General features: G+C 57.6%; 14 protein-coding genes, 4 tRNA genes and 1 pseudogene. 12 read left to right on the forward strand and 7 right to left on the reverse strand.

Annotation, left to right across the window (positions count from 1 at the left end; translation table 11 throughout):
- The first annotated feature begins 301 nt into the window (after positions 1-301).
- The 12 genes and pseudogenes from DW754_RS05220 to DW754_RS05275 all read left to right on the forward strand — a co-directional run bounded on the left by DW754_RS05220 (position 302) and on the right by DW754_RS05275 (position 6,289).
- Positions 302-383, forward strand: a tRNA-Tyr gene (locus DW754_RS05220).
- 10 nt (positions 384-393) lie between these two features.
- Positions 394-469: transfer RNA gene (locus tag DW754_RS05225), tRNA-Thr, on the forward strand.
- Between the two features lie 3 nt (positions 470-472).
- Positions 473-549, forward strand: a tRNA-Met gene (locus DW754_RS05230).
- 96 nt (positions 550-645) lie between these two features.
- Positions 646-1,836, forward strand: a complete 1,191-nt coding sequence (tuf, locus tag DW754_RS05235) for an elongation factor Tu (protein ID WP_089572520.1) — start codon at positions 646-648, stop codon at positions 1,834-1,836.
- Between the two features lie 279 nt (positions 1,837-2,115).
- Positions 2,116-2,265 (forward strand): 50S ribosomal protein L33, encoded by a 150-nt coding sequence (gene rpmG, locus DW754_RS05240; RefSeq protein WP_022093895.1) that lies wholly within the window; start codon positions 2,116-2,118, stop codon positions 2,263-2,265.
- Between the two features lie 13 nt (positions 2,266-2,278).
- Positions 2,279-2,354: transfer RNA gene (locus DW754_RS05245), tRNA-Trp, on the forward strand.
- Positions 2,355-2,430: 76 nt separating this feature from the next.
- The gene (gene secE, locus DW754_RS05250) at positions 2,431-2,769 is read left to right on the forward strand and encodes a preprotein translocase subunit SecE (protein ID WP_089572519.1); all 339 of its coding nucleotides are present in this window, start codon (positions 2,431-2,433) and stop codon (positions 2,767-2,769) included.
- Positions 2,770-2,772: 3 nt separating this feature from the next.
- Complete coding sequence (gene nusG / locus DW754_RS05255) at positions 2,773-3,309, forward strand: transcription termination/antitermination protein NusG (RefSeq protein WP_006234984.1); 537 nt, start codon at positions 2,773-2,775, stop codon at positions 3,307-3,309.
- Between the two features lie 120 nt (positions 3,310-3,429).
- The gene (gene rplK / locus DW754_RS05260; RefSeq protein ID WP_022093893.1) at positions 3,430-3,858 is read left to right on the forward strand and encodes a 50S ribosomal protein L11; all 429 of its coding nucleotides are present in this window, start codon (positions 3,430-3,432) and stop codon (positions 3,856-3,858) included.
- Positions 3,859-3,975: 117 nt separating this feature from the next.
- A complete protein-coding gene (rplA, locus tag DW754_RS05265) occupies positions 3,976-4,683 on the forward strand; it encodes a 50S ribosomal protein L1 (RefSeq protein WP_117736544.1) in 708 nt (235 codons plus the stop codon).
- 465 nt (positions 4,684-5,148) lie between these two features.
- Positions 5,149-5,715: pseudogene (locus DW754_RS05270) on the forward strand (hypothetical protein).
- Positions 5,639-6,289: an isocitrate/isopropylmalate family dehydrogenase gene (locus DW754_RS05275; protein ID WP_233508878.1), complete on the forward strand. Its 651-nt coding sequence runs from the start codon at positions 5,639-5,641 to the stop codon at positions 6,287-6,289. Before DW754_RS05270 ends, DW754_RS05275 begins: the two are co-directional and overlap by 77 nt.
- Positions 6,290-6,640: 351 nt before the next feature.
- On the opposite strand, the gene DW754_RS05280 is transcribed toward DW754_RS05275, so the two are convergent.
- The 7 genes from DW754_RS05280 to DW754_RS05310 form a co-directional block, all read right to left on the reverse strand.
- Positions 6,641-7,771: a DUF4179 domain-containing protein gene (locus DW754_RS05280; protein WP_117758648.1), complete on the reverse strand. Its 1,131-nt coding sequence runs from the start codon at positions 7,769-7,771 to the stop codon at positions 6,641-6,643.
- A complete protein-coding gene (locus DW754_RS05285; RefSeq protein ID WP_117583099.1) occupies positions 7,752-8,312 on the reverse strand; it encodes an RNA polymerase sigma factor in 561 nt (186 codons plus the stop codon). The genes DW754_RS05280 and DW754_RS05285 overlap by 20 nt, the downstream gene beginning before the upstream one ends.
- A gap of 232 nt (positions 8,313-8,544) precedes the next feature.
- A complete protein-coding gene (locus tag DW754_RS05290; protein WP_117639531.1) occupies positions 8,545-9,255 on the reverse strand; it encodes a metallophosphoesterase in 711 nt (236 codons plus the stop codon).
- Entirely contained in the window at positions 9,252-11,171 is a 1,920-nt protein-coding gene (locus tag DW754_RS05295) for a BMP family ABC transporter substrate-binding protein (protein ID WP_117758647.1), read from the reverse strand. Before DW754_RS05295 ends, DW754_RS05290 begins: the two co-directional genes overlap by 4 nt.
- Before the next feature lie 93 nt (positions 11,172-11,264).
- The gene (locus DW754_RS05300) at positions 11,265-12,032 is read right to left on the reverse strand and encodes a mechanosensitive ion channel family protein (protein ID WP_117758646.1); all 768 of its coding nucleotides are present in this window, start codon (positions 12,030-12,032) and stop codon (positions 11,265-11,267) included.
- Positions 12,033-12,365: 333 nt separating this feature from the next.
- Positions 12,366-13,160, reverse strand: a complete 795-nt coding sequence (locus tag DW754_RS05305) for an ABC transporter ATP-binding protein (protein ID WP_022093887.1) — start codon at positions 13,158-13,160, stop codon at positions 12,366-12,368.
- Entirely contained in the window at positions 13,153-14,076 is a 924-nt protein-coding gene (locus DW754_RS05310) for an ABC transporter permease (protein ID WP_117758645.1), read from the reverse strand. The genes DW754_RS05305 and DW754_RS05310 overlap by 8 nt, the downstream gene beginning before the upstream one ends.
- Between the last annotated feature and the right edge of the window lie 13 nt (positions 14,077-14,089).

Consider the following 14,089-nt stretch of genomic DNA (forward strand, 5'->3'; position numbering starts at 1 on the left):
GCCACGGAAGCCCGATCTCGACCTATATATAGGTGCAAATAGGCTGTTATCGAAGTTCGATCCTGAAGGTGTACTCCACTACGCCAAAGTGTTACCTTGGGAAATGTCACCTCTGTATCCAAAACCACCGTCCTTCATATCCAAACTCAATAAAACCGCAGGTCACGGCTATATAGATACGCCCGGAACCGTGTATCTAGAGGTTTTCGTTGACAGCCCCCAAGGTTGCATCGTATTATCTTTTTCGTTCGCGGGGGCGGCGGTCCAAAAGACCAAAGGACCTGCGGATACTTGAACGATTGGGAGTTTGCCCGAGTGGTTAATGGGGACGGGCTGTAAACCCGTTGGCTCTGCCTACATAGGTTCGAATCCTATAGCTCCCACCCGTCAAGTGCCTGTATAGCTCAGTCGGTAGAGCACTTCGTTGGTAACGAAGAGGTCACCAGTTCAAGTCTGGTTGCAGGCTCCATCCGGCGGTGTAGCTCAGTTGGTTAGAGCACACGGTTCATACCCGTGGCGTCACTGGTTCGAATCCAGTCACCGCTACCATAGGTAACACGGTGGCTTCTCAATAGTATGTTGAGAGGCCACTATGGTATAAAGGCAAAGTCCCGTCCGGGGACGACCTGTTAAGAGGAGGGCTTTATGGCCAAAGAGAAGTTTGAGCGCACTAAGCCGCATGTTAACATCGGCACCATTGGTCACGTCGACCACGGCAAGACCACGCTGACCGCCGCCATCACCAAGGTTCTCTCCGAGACCGAGGGCTGCAAGGCTGACTTCACTGCGTTCGAGAACATCGACAAGGCTCCCGAGGAGCGCGAGCGCGGCATTACGATCTCCGTCTCCCACGTCGAGTACGAGACCGCTTCCCGTCACTACGCTCACGTTGACTGCCCGGGCCACGCTGACTACGTCAAGAACATGATCTCCGGCGCTGCTCAGATGGACGGCGCTATCCTGGTCATCGCTGCTACCGACGGCCCCATGGCTCAGACTCGCGAGCACATCCTGCTCGCCCGTCAGGTCGGCGTTCCCTACATCGTCGTCTTCCTGAACAAGTGCGACATGGTCGACGATGACGAGCTTATCGACCTCGTCGAGATGGAGACCCGTGAGCTCCTCTCCGAGTACGATTTCCCCGGCGACGACATCCCCGTCATCCGTGGTTCCGCTCTGGGCGCTCTCGAGGGCGACGCCAAGTGGATGGACGCTATCCGCGAGCTCATGAACGCCGTCGACGAGTACATCCCGACGCCTGCTCGTAACAACGACCTCCCGTTCCTGATGGCCGTTGAGGACGTTATGACCATCTCCGGCCGTGGTACCGTTGCTACCGGCCGTGTCGAGCGCGGTGAGCTCAAGCTCAACGAGCCCGTCGAGATCGTCGGCATCAAGGATACCCAGAACACCGTCGTTACCGGTATCGAGATGTTCCGTAAGTCCATGGACTTCTGCGAGGCTGGCGACAACGTCGGTCTGCTGCTCCGCGGCATCAAGCGCGAGGACATCGAGCGCGGCCAGGTTCTCTGCAAGCCCGGTTCGGTTACCCCGCACACCAAGTTCACCGGTGAGATCTACGTTCTGACCAAGGAGGAGGGCGGCCGTCATACCCCGTTCTTCGATGGTTATCGTCCTCAGTTCTACTTCCGTACCACCGACGTTACCGGTACGGTCAAGCTCCCCGAGGGCACCGAGATGGCTATGCCTGGTGACCACATCACCATCGAGGGCGACCTCATCCACCCGATCGCCATGGAGGAGGGCCTGCGCTTCGCTATCCGCGAGGGTGGCCACACCGTCGGTTCGGGCATCGTCTCCACGATCATTGAGTAAATTAGCTCTTTGATATAGCTGACTTAGAGAACCCGGCACTTATTTGGGTGCCGGGTTCTTTTCTGCAATGGATATTGAGCCGTTGCTGGTGTCGAGAGGATCGATAATGGTCCTGGATGCACCGTCGATTAGATCTCGATGGCTTCATTGATGTGTTCCAAATATGAATGGATCCACCGAGAACCAATTGACTCGAGGTTTTCATTGACAGCACTTACGTGGAGCTGATAAAGTAACAACTCGTGCCCGTACGGGGCGGAAATGAAAGGTTCAGGATACATGCGTACTCTAGTTACTCTTGCGTGCACTGAGTGCAAGCGCCGCAACTATACGACCACCAAGAACAAGTCGACCATGCCTGATCGTATGGAGATCAAGAAGTATTGCCCCTGGTGCCGTCACCACACGCTGCACAAAGAGACTCGCTAGTCTCTAGTCATATACGCCAGTAGTTCAATTGGTAGAGCATCGGTCTCCAAAACCGAGTGTTGAGGGTTCGAGTCCTTCCTGGCGTGCCAGTCATTATTCCGTAAGCTCCCACTTGGGGGCTTACGGTTTACTCATGTATAAGCGCATTGCGCGGAGGTAACCCAAATGGCCAACAAGAAGAACAAGAAGAAGGCACAGCAGCAGGCGCCTGCCAACAACGCTGCCGCCAACTCCAAGGTTGAGGCCAAGAAGGCCGTTGCCAAGAAGAGCGAGAAGGCTGCGAAGTCTAAGAAGAACGAGAAGCCTGGTTTCTTCGCCCGCACCAAGAAGTATTTCGCTTCGGTGAAGTCCGAGATGAAGCGTGTCACGTGGCCCGATAAGAAGGAGCTCGTGAACTACTCGGTCGTCGTTTGCGCTTCTCTGATCGTCGTCGGCGTCGTCATCGCTCTGCTCGATGCTGGCTTTGGCGAGGCTCTTGCTCTGTTCTCTGGATTGAGGGGCTAAACCATGTCTAAGCGTTGGTACGTCGTTCACACTTACTCTGGATACGAGAACCGCGTTAAGTCCGATCTCGAGCATCGCATCGAGACTATGGGCATGCAGGACCGTATCTTTGATATCGAGATTCCTATGGAGCGCGTCACCGAGATCAAAGAGGGCGGCAAGCGCGAGACCAAGGATTCTAAGATCTTTCCGGGTTATGTCCTGGTTCGCATGGAGATGGATGACGATGCGTGGACGTGTGTTCGCAACACGCCCGGCGTCACCGGTTTCCTAGGCGGCAACGGCAAGCCCGCTCCGCTTTCCCGCGACGAGTACAACAAGATGACTCGTCGTCCCGGTAAGGGCGATTCGCCCAAGCGCACCTCGGTTGATATTCAGGTCGGCACGTCCGTCCGCGTCACCGATGGCCCGCTTACCGACTTTGATGGCAAGGTCTCCGAGGTTAACACCGAGGCTGGCAAGCTCAAGGTCACGCTGATGATCTTTGGCCGCGAGACGCCGGTCGAGCTCGACTTTAACCAGGTCGCTGTCATCGCTTAAGTTTTCGTCCGTTCGCGCGAGCGTGCTTCTTCTGTGACTGCTCATCTCAGGAGTGCTTCTAACACGTGCGTGCTTACGATATAGCAAGTACTTCACACTCGTGATTCGAAAGGAATGACCATGGCTGAGAAGAAGGTTGCCAACGTCATTAAGCTCCAGATTCCTGCTGGTGCAGCTAACCCCGCTCCTCCCGTCGGCCCCGCTCTGGGCGCTGCTGGCGTGAACATCATGCAGTTCTGCCAGGCCTTTAACGCCGAGACGCAGGACAAGAAGGGCGACATCATCCCCGTTGAGATCTCTGTCTACGAGGATAAGTCCTTCTCCTTCATCACCAAGACCCCGCCGGCGGCTCACCTCATCAAGAAGGAGCTGAACCTCAAGTCTGGTTCCGCTAAGCCCCAGGCCGACAAGGTTGGTCAGCTCTCCCAGGAGCAGCTCACCAAGATCGCCGAGATCAAGATGCCGGACCTCAATGCCAACGACATTGACGCCGCCAAGAAGATCATCGCCGGTACCGCCCGTTCCATGGGCGTCACCATCGCTGAGTAGCGATTTCTTATGGTAACGACGGGTGCTCCGACCTGGGCGCCCGTTAAATGTGTGCAATAGGGCACACGATACGATGTGGGAGGGCTCACGCCCGTTTAACCACAGGAGGTAATGCACATGGCTAAGCATGGTAAGAGCTATAACGCCGCTGCCGAGAAGATCGATCGCGCCACGCTCTACACCCCCCTTCAGGCTGCCAAGCTCATTAAGGAGCTCGACACCGCCAAGTTCGACGAGACCGTCGAGGCCCACTTCCGTCTGGGCATCGATACTCGTAAGGCTGACCAGAACATCCGTGGTTCCATCTCCCTGCCCCACGGCACCGGCAAGACCGTTCGTGTTGCCGTCTTCGCCGAGGGCGAGAAGGCCCGCGAGGCTGAGGCTGCCGGCGCCGACATCATCGGTTCCGACGAGCTTGTCGCCCAGATTCAGAAGGGCGAGATCAACTTCGACGCCGCTATCGCTACGCCGAACATGATGGCCAAGGTTGGCCGCATCGGTAAGATCCTTGGTCCCCGTGGCCTCATGCCGAACCCCAAGCTCGGCACCGTGACCATGGACGTCGCCAAGATGGTCTCCGAGCTCAAGGCTGGCCGCGTTGAGTACCGCGCCGACCGCTACGGCATCTGCCACGTGCCCCTGGGCAAGAAGTCCTTCACCGAGCAGCAGCTCGTCGAGAACTACGCTGCCCTGTACACCGAGATCCTGCGCGTCAAGCCCTCTTCTGCTAAGGGCAAGTACGTCAAGTCCATCTCCGTGTCTTCCACCATGGGCCCTGGCGTCAAGGTCGATCCCGCTATCCAGCGCGACTTCCTGGCTGAGTAACTAACAGTTACTGCCTGAGCAAAGCAAGCATTGCTAAAGAGACCCGGTTCTGCCTCGTGCAGGACCGGGTCTCTTGCTTTTGAGTCAACGAAACCACCACGAAGGGGACAGGCACCCTTGTGGTGGTTTTACTTGTGTTGTACTTTAGCGCGATGTAGTACTACCCGAGGCCGAAGGGAGCCCAACATGTTTAAGAACACGCAACAGCTCCTAGGCCTAGCGCTACTAGATTGGATAGCGCGCTAGGGTTGTAATCTCGCTATAACGATTTGTTGTACCCGGGTGCGCTATCGTCTGCCGCTTTCAGGCGTGATGAGCGACACGGGTATTTTTCTATCTCTAGGCCTTCTCTCTCTCCTGAAAGCCATCTGTCATAAAACGGTCAATCAGGAGGAACATATAAGCCACAAAATCACAATCTTTGACGCCACCCTGTGCGACGGTGAGCAGTCGCCGGGCGCCAGCATGAATACCGAGGAAAAGCTCTTCATCGCCCGCCAGCTGGTGCGCATGAACGTGGACGTTATCGAGGCGGGCTTTCCCATCTCGAGTCCTGGTGACTTTCGCTCCGTACAGGAGATTGGCAAGATTGCGGGCGACCGATGCACGGTATGCGGCCTGACGCGCGCTGTCGACAGGGGTATCGAAGTGGCTGCAGAGGCGCTCAAAACGGCCCAGAGGCCCCGTATCCATACAGGGCTGGGTGTGAGCACCAGTCACCTGCGCGACAAGCTCCATATGACTGAGGAAAGGGCAATTGAGTGAGCGATCCATGCCGTCAAACATGCTCGCAAGTTCGTTGACGATGTTGAGTTTTATGCCGAGGATGCCGGCCGCTCCGATCAGGAGTTTCTGGTGCGCATTATCGAGGCGGCCGTAAAGGCCGGTGCCACGGTCGTGAACATCCCCGATACGATGGGCTACAACATGCCGTGGGACTTTGGCGCCCGCATCCGTGACCTGCGCGGGCGCTGCGGGTGCGGCCGGTCAGCGTGCGGTCGACGTGATGGAGTATCGCGAGTACGAGATTGAGCGCATTGCGCGCCAGGCATTTGAGGCGGCGCGCAAACGTCGCGGCAAGGTGACGAGCGTTGATAAGCGCAACGTGCTGGAGACGAGCCGCATGTGGCGCGAGATCGTGCATCGCGTGCAAGACGAGGAGTACTCCGACGTGGAGCTTGAGGACCTGCTCGTCGACAACGCCGCCATGCAGCTCAACAGTCGACCGGCAGACTTTGACGTCGTGGTGACGGAGAACATGTTCGGCGACATCCTGTCCGATGAGGCGGCTCAGATTACCGGATCGCTCGGTATGCTTGCCTCTGCCTCGCTGGATGATGGCGTATCGCTGTTTGGGCCGAGCGCTGGCAGCGCTCCTGACATCGCGGGGCTCGGCGTGGCCAATCCGCTGGCTCAAATCTTGTCGGTGGCGATGCTGCTGACCTACGCGCTCGACATGGGCGAGCAAGCCGCGTGGATCGAGAGCGCCGTGGCGCGCGTGCTCGACGAGGGCTGGCGCACCCGTGACATCGCCGATGTCAACACCCCGGCAGATAAGATCCTCGGCACCACGACGATGGGCGACAAGGTCGTCGCCGCGCTGTAGGCGATGCCGATTCAAGCTGTCAAATATCTCAATCTGTAACATCTAAGGGGCAAAATCGTTCCTACCTGTTACAGATTGAGATTTTCGGCTGAGCATCCGTGGTCTGTCTCGATCTGTAACAGCTAACCGATTATTTGGGCCCTACCTGTTACAGATTGAGACAAACCGTTGGGACAGGTCGGACGAGTCAGCAAAACCACCACAAAGGTGCCGGTCCCCTTCGTGGTGGTTTTTAGCGCAACGAGGTGTTCCCAGCCGACCATACGGGCGGCCTTGCGCTCACGCTGCTCGATGACAGCGCATCTTTAGACGCGAAGCGCGGAACCGGGTGCATATACGAGCCGCGTAGCGTTACGAATTCATGGGAATGACCGTATCGCCAATTTGTACGCTTGCAATCTTGTCTGTGTCACAAACTTGCGAGAACGGCCAGGTCTTGTGGACATCAGTGGTGCCGTTATCCAGTTTATTTGCGAAATAGCCGCTGTGGCTGGTTGCGTCCTCAACATGACCGTCTTTGAACGTCACGATGAGGGGTATGTTGCCAACGGCATCCATAGACTCCTCCATGTTTTGAGACATCTTGCCGCTGTTGTTGTCGTGTTCGATGGAACGATCTATGTTGTAGCGGACTGAAACGCCAACGCAGGATACGGTGGCCTCTTGAATCGTCGCCTTGGTGCCGTTAAAGTTGACCGATTTGGGCGCGGGAATCGTAACGGATGTATCTTCGTAATTCAGCTGGAACTTAAGATCCCATGGGCCCGTAAGTATTTTCTTATACTCGGGAAGCTCTTTGCCAGCACGTGGCACAACGAGAGAGTTGATATGCGTGCGGACGGTCCTGCCCATAAGGCCGGGTGATTCAACGCTGAACTGTGTAAAGTATTGAATGCTGGAGTCATTGGGGTTCTTGTCAATGAGCCATGATTGGCCTTGGCCGCCATGCTCGCCATCAACGTATACGTTTCCATCGACACTTCCGGCGATAGTTCCGTTCTCGCCCGGCTCGGAAAGCTTTTTCAGGGCAGCGGGATCGTCGAACGTAAGCGTATAGGCGATGGTAACCATATCCTTGTCGCCCATGATGGCGTCGGCGGTCACGGTGACTCCGTTGTTGGAGCAGCTAGCACCGACGGGCCGGCCAATACGGTCGATGATCTCGGTTTGAGAAGCAGGTCCGTCAAAGATGTCGGAAAGCATGTCAGAAGGAAGCGGCAGGACGCCTGTTGCCATAGCCGTGCCAGCGCCTCCAATGACGATAGCGAGGACTGCCGTTACAGCGGCAATGCGAGCGACTGTTCTTACGGGATGGCGGGCGATGCGCGGCTTGCGTCGCGTGCCATTAAAGTTGCTTTGAGCGGTCGCCGCATCGCTCGAGGCGACGGACTGAGCAATCGAGTTTGCCATGTGCTGCTTCGCATTATCGGTAAACGAAATGTGCTCCAGGGCGTGGCGATAGTCATTCGAATTCGTAGTCATTGTGGTCTCCTTTCAAGGAAAGCCGAAGTGACGCACGTCCGCGGCTAAGGTGCTGGGCGGTTGCAGCTGGCGTCGCGTGAACGGCGTCTGCGATTTCCCTGATGCTCATGCCTGCGTAGTAGTGCAAAAAGATGGCGATGCGCTGTGCTTGAGGCAGGGCCGTGACAGCGGAAAGAATGGCGCAGTCGCGTTGCGCGAATTCTTGCTCGGTATGTGTTACGGGTGCGCAGAAATCGGGGAGCGAATCGAGGTCGACAACCGGGTGATTCGCGTGCGTACGGCCGATATCGCGACATGCGTTCAGTGCGACTCGGATCACCCAAGCACGTTCGTGTTCGAGCGAGTCGAACGGTTGAGTGCGTTGGAGAATCTTGATCAGCGTGTCTTGGCAGATGTCTTGAGCGTCGTCAGCGGATCCAAGGGCCGAATAGCACAATCGAAGGATGAGGTCGGAATACGTGTCGACCAAGCGCTTTGCTTCCCGCTCGATCTGATCGGCATCGCATCGGAGCGTGCTATTGCGGTTACGGCGTGCAGGCATAGTGTCACCTCCAATTGGTCGTGGTGGATATAGGGAAGGCGTCTCGCGAGGTCCCTCTACATACAACACGGTCGAGACTGCATAAGTTGACAAAAAAAGACGGCACGTGAGCGCCGTCCTTACAAAACAATGAGTGTTCTCGTTAATTACACAAGCACCGTGATGGACAGGTCGGACGAGTCAGCAAAACCACCATAAAGGTGCCTATCCCCTTCGTGGTGGTTGTTGGCAGTTACCAGGGGGTTCTGGCGGTTGAAGACTCGATTGCTTCGTGGCGTTTGAGCTCGCGGCGCATGGTTTGCGAGTTGAGCCAAGCGGCCTTCCAACCGCGCGTGGGGTAGCGCGCCTCGTCAATTTCGATCTTGGTATAGCCGCAGGCGTTGACAATCTTCGTTCCGCATGGGTGTTGGCGCTCGCGTTGAAAGTTGGGGCCGTAGCTTTGGTGCACATGCCCGTGAATCATATAGTCGGGACCCCAAGACTCAAGAGCCGCATTAAAGCACTCGAATCCTCGATGCGGCAGGTCGTCCAGGTCGCCCATGCCTGCGACGGGTGCATGGGTAAGTAGAATATCGCATCCGTCTACCAGTGCGATTTTTCGCGATAGCTTGCGCATGCGTTTTGCCATCTCGCGCTCGGTATACATGTTCGCGCCGTCGCGGTAGCGCATGGAACCGCCCAGACCCGCAATGCGAATACCTCGGTACACATATACGCTGTCCTCAACACAAATGCACCCGCCCGGTGCATGGCGCGCGTAGCGGTCGTCGTGGTTGCCACGAACGTACACAAGCGGTTTGTTGATGACAGTGACCAAAAACTCAAGATAGTCCGGATCCAGGTCGCCTGCGGATAGAATCAGGTCAACGTCCTCAAAGCGCTCCTTGCGAAAACATTCCCACAGGCAGCGCTCCTCTACATCGGCAATGGCTAGGATATTCATAGGGCACGGACCTCCGGCTCGTTATCGAGCTGCGGAATCGAGCCTATAACGTTGTCAGCCAGCCAGTTCATCTCGACAATCTGCGTACTCGGCAGGGGAGGGAAGCCCTCAATCTGAACCACGCCGTCCTGGCTGTGGAGCTCGCCGCCAAATGGGTTGATGGAGCCCTCGACAATGCCGTTGCGAAGCAGCTGCACAAGTTTACGCGTCTGATAGGGTAGGCCCGGAGCGTAGCGAATATCGATGACGCCGGAGCTCATACCGTACCAGTAGTTGACGGCGCGCACCTGCTGGTCATCGGCGGTCTCGTCCCATGTGCCGTGCAGTAGGCTGCGTACGATGAGTTCGTAGTAACGGCCCCAGTTCCATACCGGCATAGCAATACCGGTAACTTCCTTGCCGTTTACCAGACGGTGAAGCCCGTAGGCGGTGGGGTCCTCGAGAGACTTGGACATATCGGCGCCGGTCATGACGCTCACGCCCTCGCGACACATGGCTTCGGCAAGACCGCCGGCGGGTACATCGCCCCAGGTGAGGATTACCTGCGCACGAGGGTCGAGCAGCGAGGCGCCGATGGCAAAGGCGTTGATCTCGCTAAGCGCTCCCGACGCAAAGACCGACGCGTGGTAGCCAATGCGATGGTTGTCCGCCATGCTGGCCGCAAGGGCGCCCAGGAGAAACTTGGCCTCGTACATCTTGCCAAAGTACGAACGGACGCTTTGGTGGGGAAGGCCGATAGAGCAGTTGAGGAATCGCACCTGGGGATACTCAACGGCGGCTCTGAGCGTATATTCCATCAGGCGGTGTGAAGTCGAGAAGATGGCGTTCACCCCGTGCTTGACGGCGGTCTCCACGGCGGCGTAGAACACGTCCGGATCGTGGCAGTCCTCGAACGCCTCGGTGCGCACGATGCCGCCAAAGTGCTCATCGAGATACTGACGCCCTTGGTCGTGAAGGCTGTCCCAGCTCGACGTCGCACAGGGGAACTCATGGATAAAGGCGATGCGCAGGGGATTGGCCGCCGAATAGACGGTCTTGCCCATAAAGAAGTTGAGCACACCGGAGGTGGACTTGGCGGGCGACTCCTCCTCATCGACACTCGGCGCTTCGACAAGATCGACCTTGTCCTCGTCACTTTTCCCGGCGATGACCAGCTCGCGCCAGATCTTGCACAGGCGGTTTACGACGATATCCGTTGGCGTATCCAGCAGGCGGTCCTGGTTGTACACATTGAGGTAGACGAGCATGGCGTCGGCGGGCGTAATGTCCAGGTGGTCGCCGCCCGCGCGAAGGTAGGCACGCTTAAAGAGCAGGAAGGTGTGGCGCAGGTAGTCGACCTTTTTCTGCGGCCATTTTTCGATAAGGTTCTGACCGAGCATCTTGGCGAGCGTTTCGTAGCTTCCCTCGCGAGAGAACTCGATCTCGTATAGGGGGCAGACGCGCCAAAACGCGCAGAACTCGCCGTACAGGCGGCTTTCGACGGAATCCCATGTGCCGGGGTAGAGACGGGTAATCTTGGCCGAAACCGTCGGGGCGTCCAGGAATTTGAGGACACTGACACGTTTGTTGCCTTCCTGGACATAGAACCGATGCATGAACTCGGTGACGATGATGGGGTCGCGATAGCCCTCGGTCACCTGGATGTCGTAGAGGTTGGACCATTTGCGGGCGAACTCGGTGCCAAACGGCAGCAAGGGCATAAAGTTGCATGAAAAGGCGGACTGACGGCCCTTGGTAACCGTGCCGACGACCATTTCGAGCGGAATGTCTCTCAGGCCGACATTCTCTCGCTGGCCTAAGGGGAGCTGAGCAACTAAGCTATCGAGGTCCGTGAGGTACGGATGCTCGCTTTGACTAATGGCGCGTCGACGTCCTTGCTCGCCGCGCTTGCGTGCTTGACGATAGGCCTCTTCCATGGTGTCTACTCCCTTAGTCGTTTAAACAACGATATGAACCATGGTACCACGATGCGAAACTACCACAAAGGTGCCTGTCCCCTTTGTGGTAGTTTAGGCGACGATGGGGGCGATGGCACGAATGCAGGCGTCGGTTGCCGTGAAGGTGGTGCTATCGTCGCTGACGATAAAGATGATTTTGCCCTTGACGCCAAAGTCGCCGATCTCGCTAAAGAGCACGTACGGCTCCTTGTCAAAGCCAGAGATGGGAAGCACCGCGGCCTTGGTGGCGTCGGTAAGCTCATCTGCCAGCGCGTCCAGCGAGGCCCACTTAGACGTGTCCTTTACGGCAACGGGCACGGCCACGCGCCCAAAGGGCATCAGATGCACGAGCGTGTTCTTGGAGATGTTGGAGTTGGGCACAATGATGGTCTGCCCGCAGGCATCTTCGATGGTCGTGTGGCGCCAAGTGATGTCCTGGACCACACCCGACACGCCGCCGACCTCGATATTGTCGCCGGGCTTGATGATGCCCATAAAGGTCACTTGCATGCCGCCGATAAGGTTTGATAGCGTGTCCTGAAAGCCGAGCGAGATGGCGATGCCGCCGACGCCAAGAGCGGCGACGAGCGCGTTTGCGTTAATGCCAAAGCAGTTGTCGAGGATAAAGCTGCCGCCGATCATCCAAATGACGGCACGCGCGATGTTGATGAAGATGCTCGATGCGGGAAGCGGGTTGTCGTCTCGGTTGAGTAGGTGGCGCAGGGTCTTGGATGCCACCTTGGCGGCGATGGCGGTGACTATTACCAAGATGACGGCCCAGATGATGTTGTGGACCCAGCGCTGCTCAAAGAAATGAAGAATCGGTTCAAACAATTCCATGTAGGGAAAACCTCCTAATGATCATTCAACCATGATACCCACCAAAAAGCCCGTCCGATCACATCGGACGGGCCGATAACTTGAGATGGGGTGGCCGCGGTGGCGTAAGCTGGGCCGCCGGCGAGCACGCCGGCAAGGAGTGCGGCGGTCAAGCAAGACGGGGAAGGAGTCTTCTCATGGCAGTTTCCTTAGTTCTTAACCAGTGGTTCCTGCTGACGCTGGATTATCGACATGATATGCGAAAACCGTCGCAAAGGTATCTGTTCCTTTGCGGCGGTTTTGACGTTTGCGCAGATAAAACCTGCCAAAATAAACCTGTCCCTTTTGGTAGGTTTAGCTCAGCAGCATGCGGTCGTTGGCGAGCTCGCCGCCCGAGACCTCCTCGAACTTCTGCAGCAGGTCGGCGACGGTGAGCGACTTCTTCTCGTCGCCCGCCACGTCGTAGATAACGTGGCCCTCGTGCATCATGATCAGGCGATTGCCCAGACGGATGGCGTCATTCATGTTGTGCGTGACCATGAGCGTGGTCAGGTGGTTCTCGTCGACAATCTCCTCGGTCAGATTGAGCACCTTAGAGGCGGTCTTGGGGTCGAGTGCCGCGGTGTGCTCGTCGAGCAGCAGCAAGCGCGGCTTGGTGAGCGTGGCCATGAGCAGCGTGAGTGCCTGGCGCTGGCCACCCGAAAGCAGGCCGACCTTGGCGTTGAGGCGCGTGTCCAGGCCAAGGTCCAGGCGCTTGAGCAACTCAACGTACTCGTCCTTCTCGGCCTTGGTGACGCCCCACGAAAGGCCGCGACGCTGGCCGCGACGCTTGGCGAGGGCCAAGTTCTCGGCAATCTGCATGTCGGCTGCGGTGCCGCGCATGGGATCCTGGAACACACGGCCCAGGTACTTGGCGCGCTGCGACTCGCTCAGGCGCGAGATGTCGGTGCCGTCGAGCTCGATAACGCCCGAATCGAGCGGATATACGCCGGCAATCATGTTGAGCAGCGTGGATTTGCCGGCGCCGTTGCCGCCGATCACAGTTACAAAGTCGCCGTCGTTGAGGGTAAGGTCGACGCCGGTGAGCGCGCGCTTCTCGGTGACGGTGCCCTTGTTAAAGGTCTTCTTGACGTGCGAGAGCTTAAGCATCTGCCTCATCTCCCTTCGTGTAGGAGCTGCGGAGCTTATAGCGCTCCCAAACTACGGGCACGCACAGGGCCACGGCGACGATCACGGCGGAGAGCAGCTTCATGTCGTTGGCGTCCATGCCCAACTGCAGCACGATGGCGCGGATGAGGAAGTACACCACAGAGCCAAAGACGGCGGAGGCAAGACGGACGCTAAACTGCGTGAGACCGCCGGGCAGCAGGCGGCCGAGCACCTCGCCGATAACAATAGCGGCAAGACCGATAACGATGGCGCCGGTGCCCATGCCAATGTCGGCATACTTTTGGCTCTGGCAGATAAGCGCGCCAGAGAGGCCGATGAGGGCGTTGGAGAGCACGAGGGCGATCATCTTGGTGGAGTTGGTGTTGACGCCCAGGGCGCGGATCATGTACTCGTTGTTGCCGGCGGCACGCAGCGCCGAGCCGATCTCGGTGCCAAAGAACCAATACAGGATGGCAACGATAGCCACGGCGAGCAAGATGCCCAAGATAATGGCAACGGTGGACTGCGGCAGGCCCGTCATGTGGCTGACGGATGAGAAGATGGTGCCCTTGGCAAGGATGGGCGTGTTGGATTTACCCATGATGCGCAGGTTGATGGACCACAGACTGATCTGCGTAAGGATTCCGGCGAGGATTGCAGGAATCTCAAAAACGGTGGTCAAGATGCCCGTGACAGCGCCCGCGATGGCGCCGGCGCACATGCCGGCCAGCACGGCGAGCAAGGGGTCGACGTTATTGTTGACGATGAGCACGGCGCAAACACAGCCGCCGAGGGCAAAGCTGCCGTCGCAGGTCATATCGGGGATGTCGAGCAGGCGGAACGTGATAAACACGCCGAGCACCATAATGCCCCAGAGGACGCCCTGCGAAACGGCGCCCTGCAATGCAATGAGCATGCTTCATACCTCC

This window comes from Collinsella sp. AM29-10AC (genome assembly GCF_003469085.1).
In the GTDB taxonomy this organism is placed as follows: domain Bacteria; phylum Actinomycetota; class Coriobacteriia; order Coriobacteriales; family Coriobacteriaceae; genus Collinsella.

Bases quoted from the DNA above. Each gene is read 5' to 3' on its own strand.
- nusG (WP_006234984.1), top strand. From the start codon at position 2,773: ATGTCTAAGCGTTGGTACGTCGTTCACACTTACTCTGGATACGAGAAC.
- DW754_RS05290 (WP_117639531.1), bottom strand. From the start codon at position 9,255: ATGAATATCCTAGCCATTGCCGATGTAGAGGAGCGCTGCCTGTGGGAA.
- DW754_RS05295 (WP_117758647.1), bottom strand. From the start codon at position 11,171: ATGGAAGAGGCCTATCGTCAAGCACGCAAGCGCGGCGAGCAAGGACGT.
- rplK (WP_022093893.1), top strand. From the start codon at position 3,430: ATGGCTGAGAAGAAGGTTGCCAACGTCATTAAGCTCCAGATTCCTGCT.
- DW754_RS05300 (WP_117758646.1), bottom strand. From the start codon at position 12,032: ATGGAATTGTTTGAACCGATTCTTCATTTCTTTGAGCAGCGCTGGGTC.
- DW754_RS05305 (WP_022093887.1), bottom strand. From the start codon at position 13,160: ATGCTTAAGCTCTCGCACGTCAAGAAGACCTTTAACAAGGGCACCGTC.
- DW754_RS05285 (WP_117583099.1), bottom strand. From the start codon at position 8,312: ATGCCTGCACGCCGTAACCGCAATAGCACGCTCCGATGCGATGCCGAT.
- rplA (WP_117736544.1), top strand. From the start codon at position 3,976: ATGGCTAAGCATGGTAAGAGCTATAACGCCGCTGCCGAGAAGATCGAT.
- DW754_RS05310 (WP_117758645.1), bottom strand. From the start codon at position 14,076: ATGCTCATTGCATTGCAGGGCGCCGTTTCGCAGGGCGTCCTCTGGGGC.
- DW754_RS05280 (WP_117758648.1), bottom strand. From the start codon at position 7,771: ATGACTACGAATTCGAATGACTATCGCCACGCCCTGGAGCACATTTCG.
- tuf (WP_089572520.1), top strand. From the start codon at position 646: ATGGCCAAAGAGAAGTTTGAGCGCACTAAGCCGCATGTTAACATCGGC.
- secE (WP_089572519.1), top strand. From the start codon at position 2,431: ATGGCCAACAAGAAGAACAAGAAGAAGGCACAGCAGCAGGCGCCTGCC.
- rpmG (WP_022093895.1), top strand. From the start codon at position 2,116: ATGCGTACTCTAGTTACTCTTGCGTGCACTGAGTGCAAGCGCCGCAAC.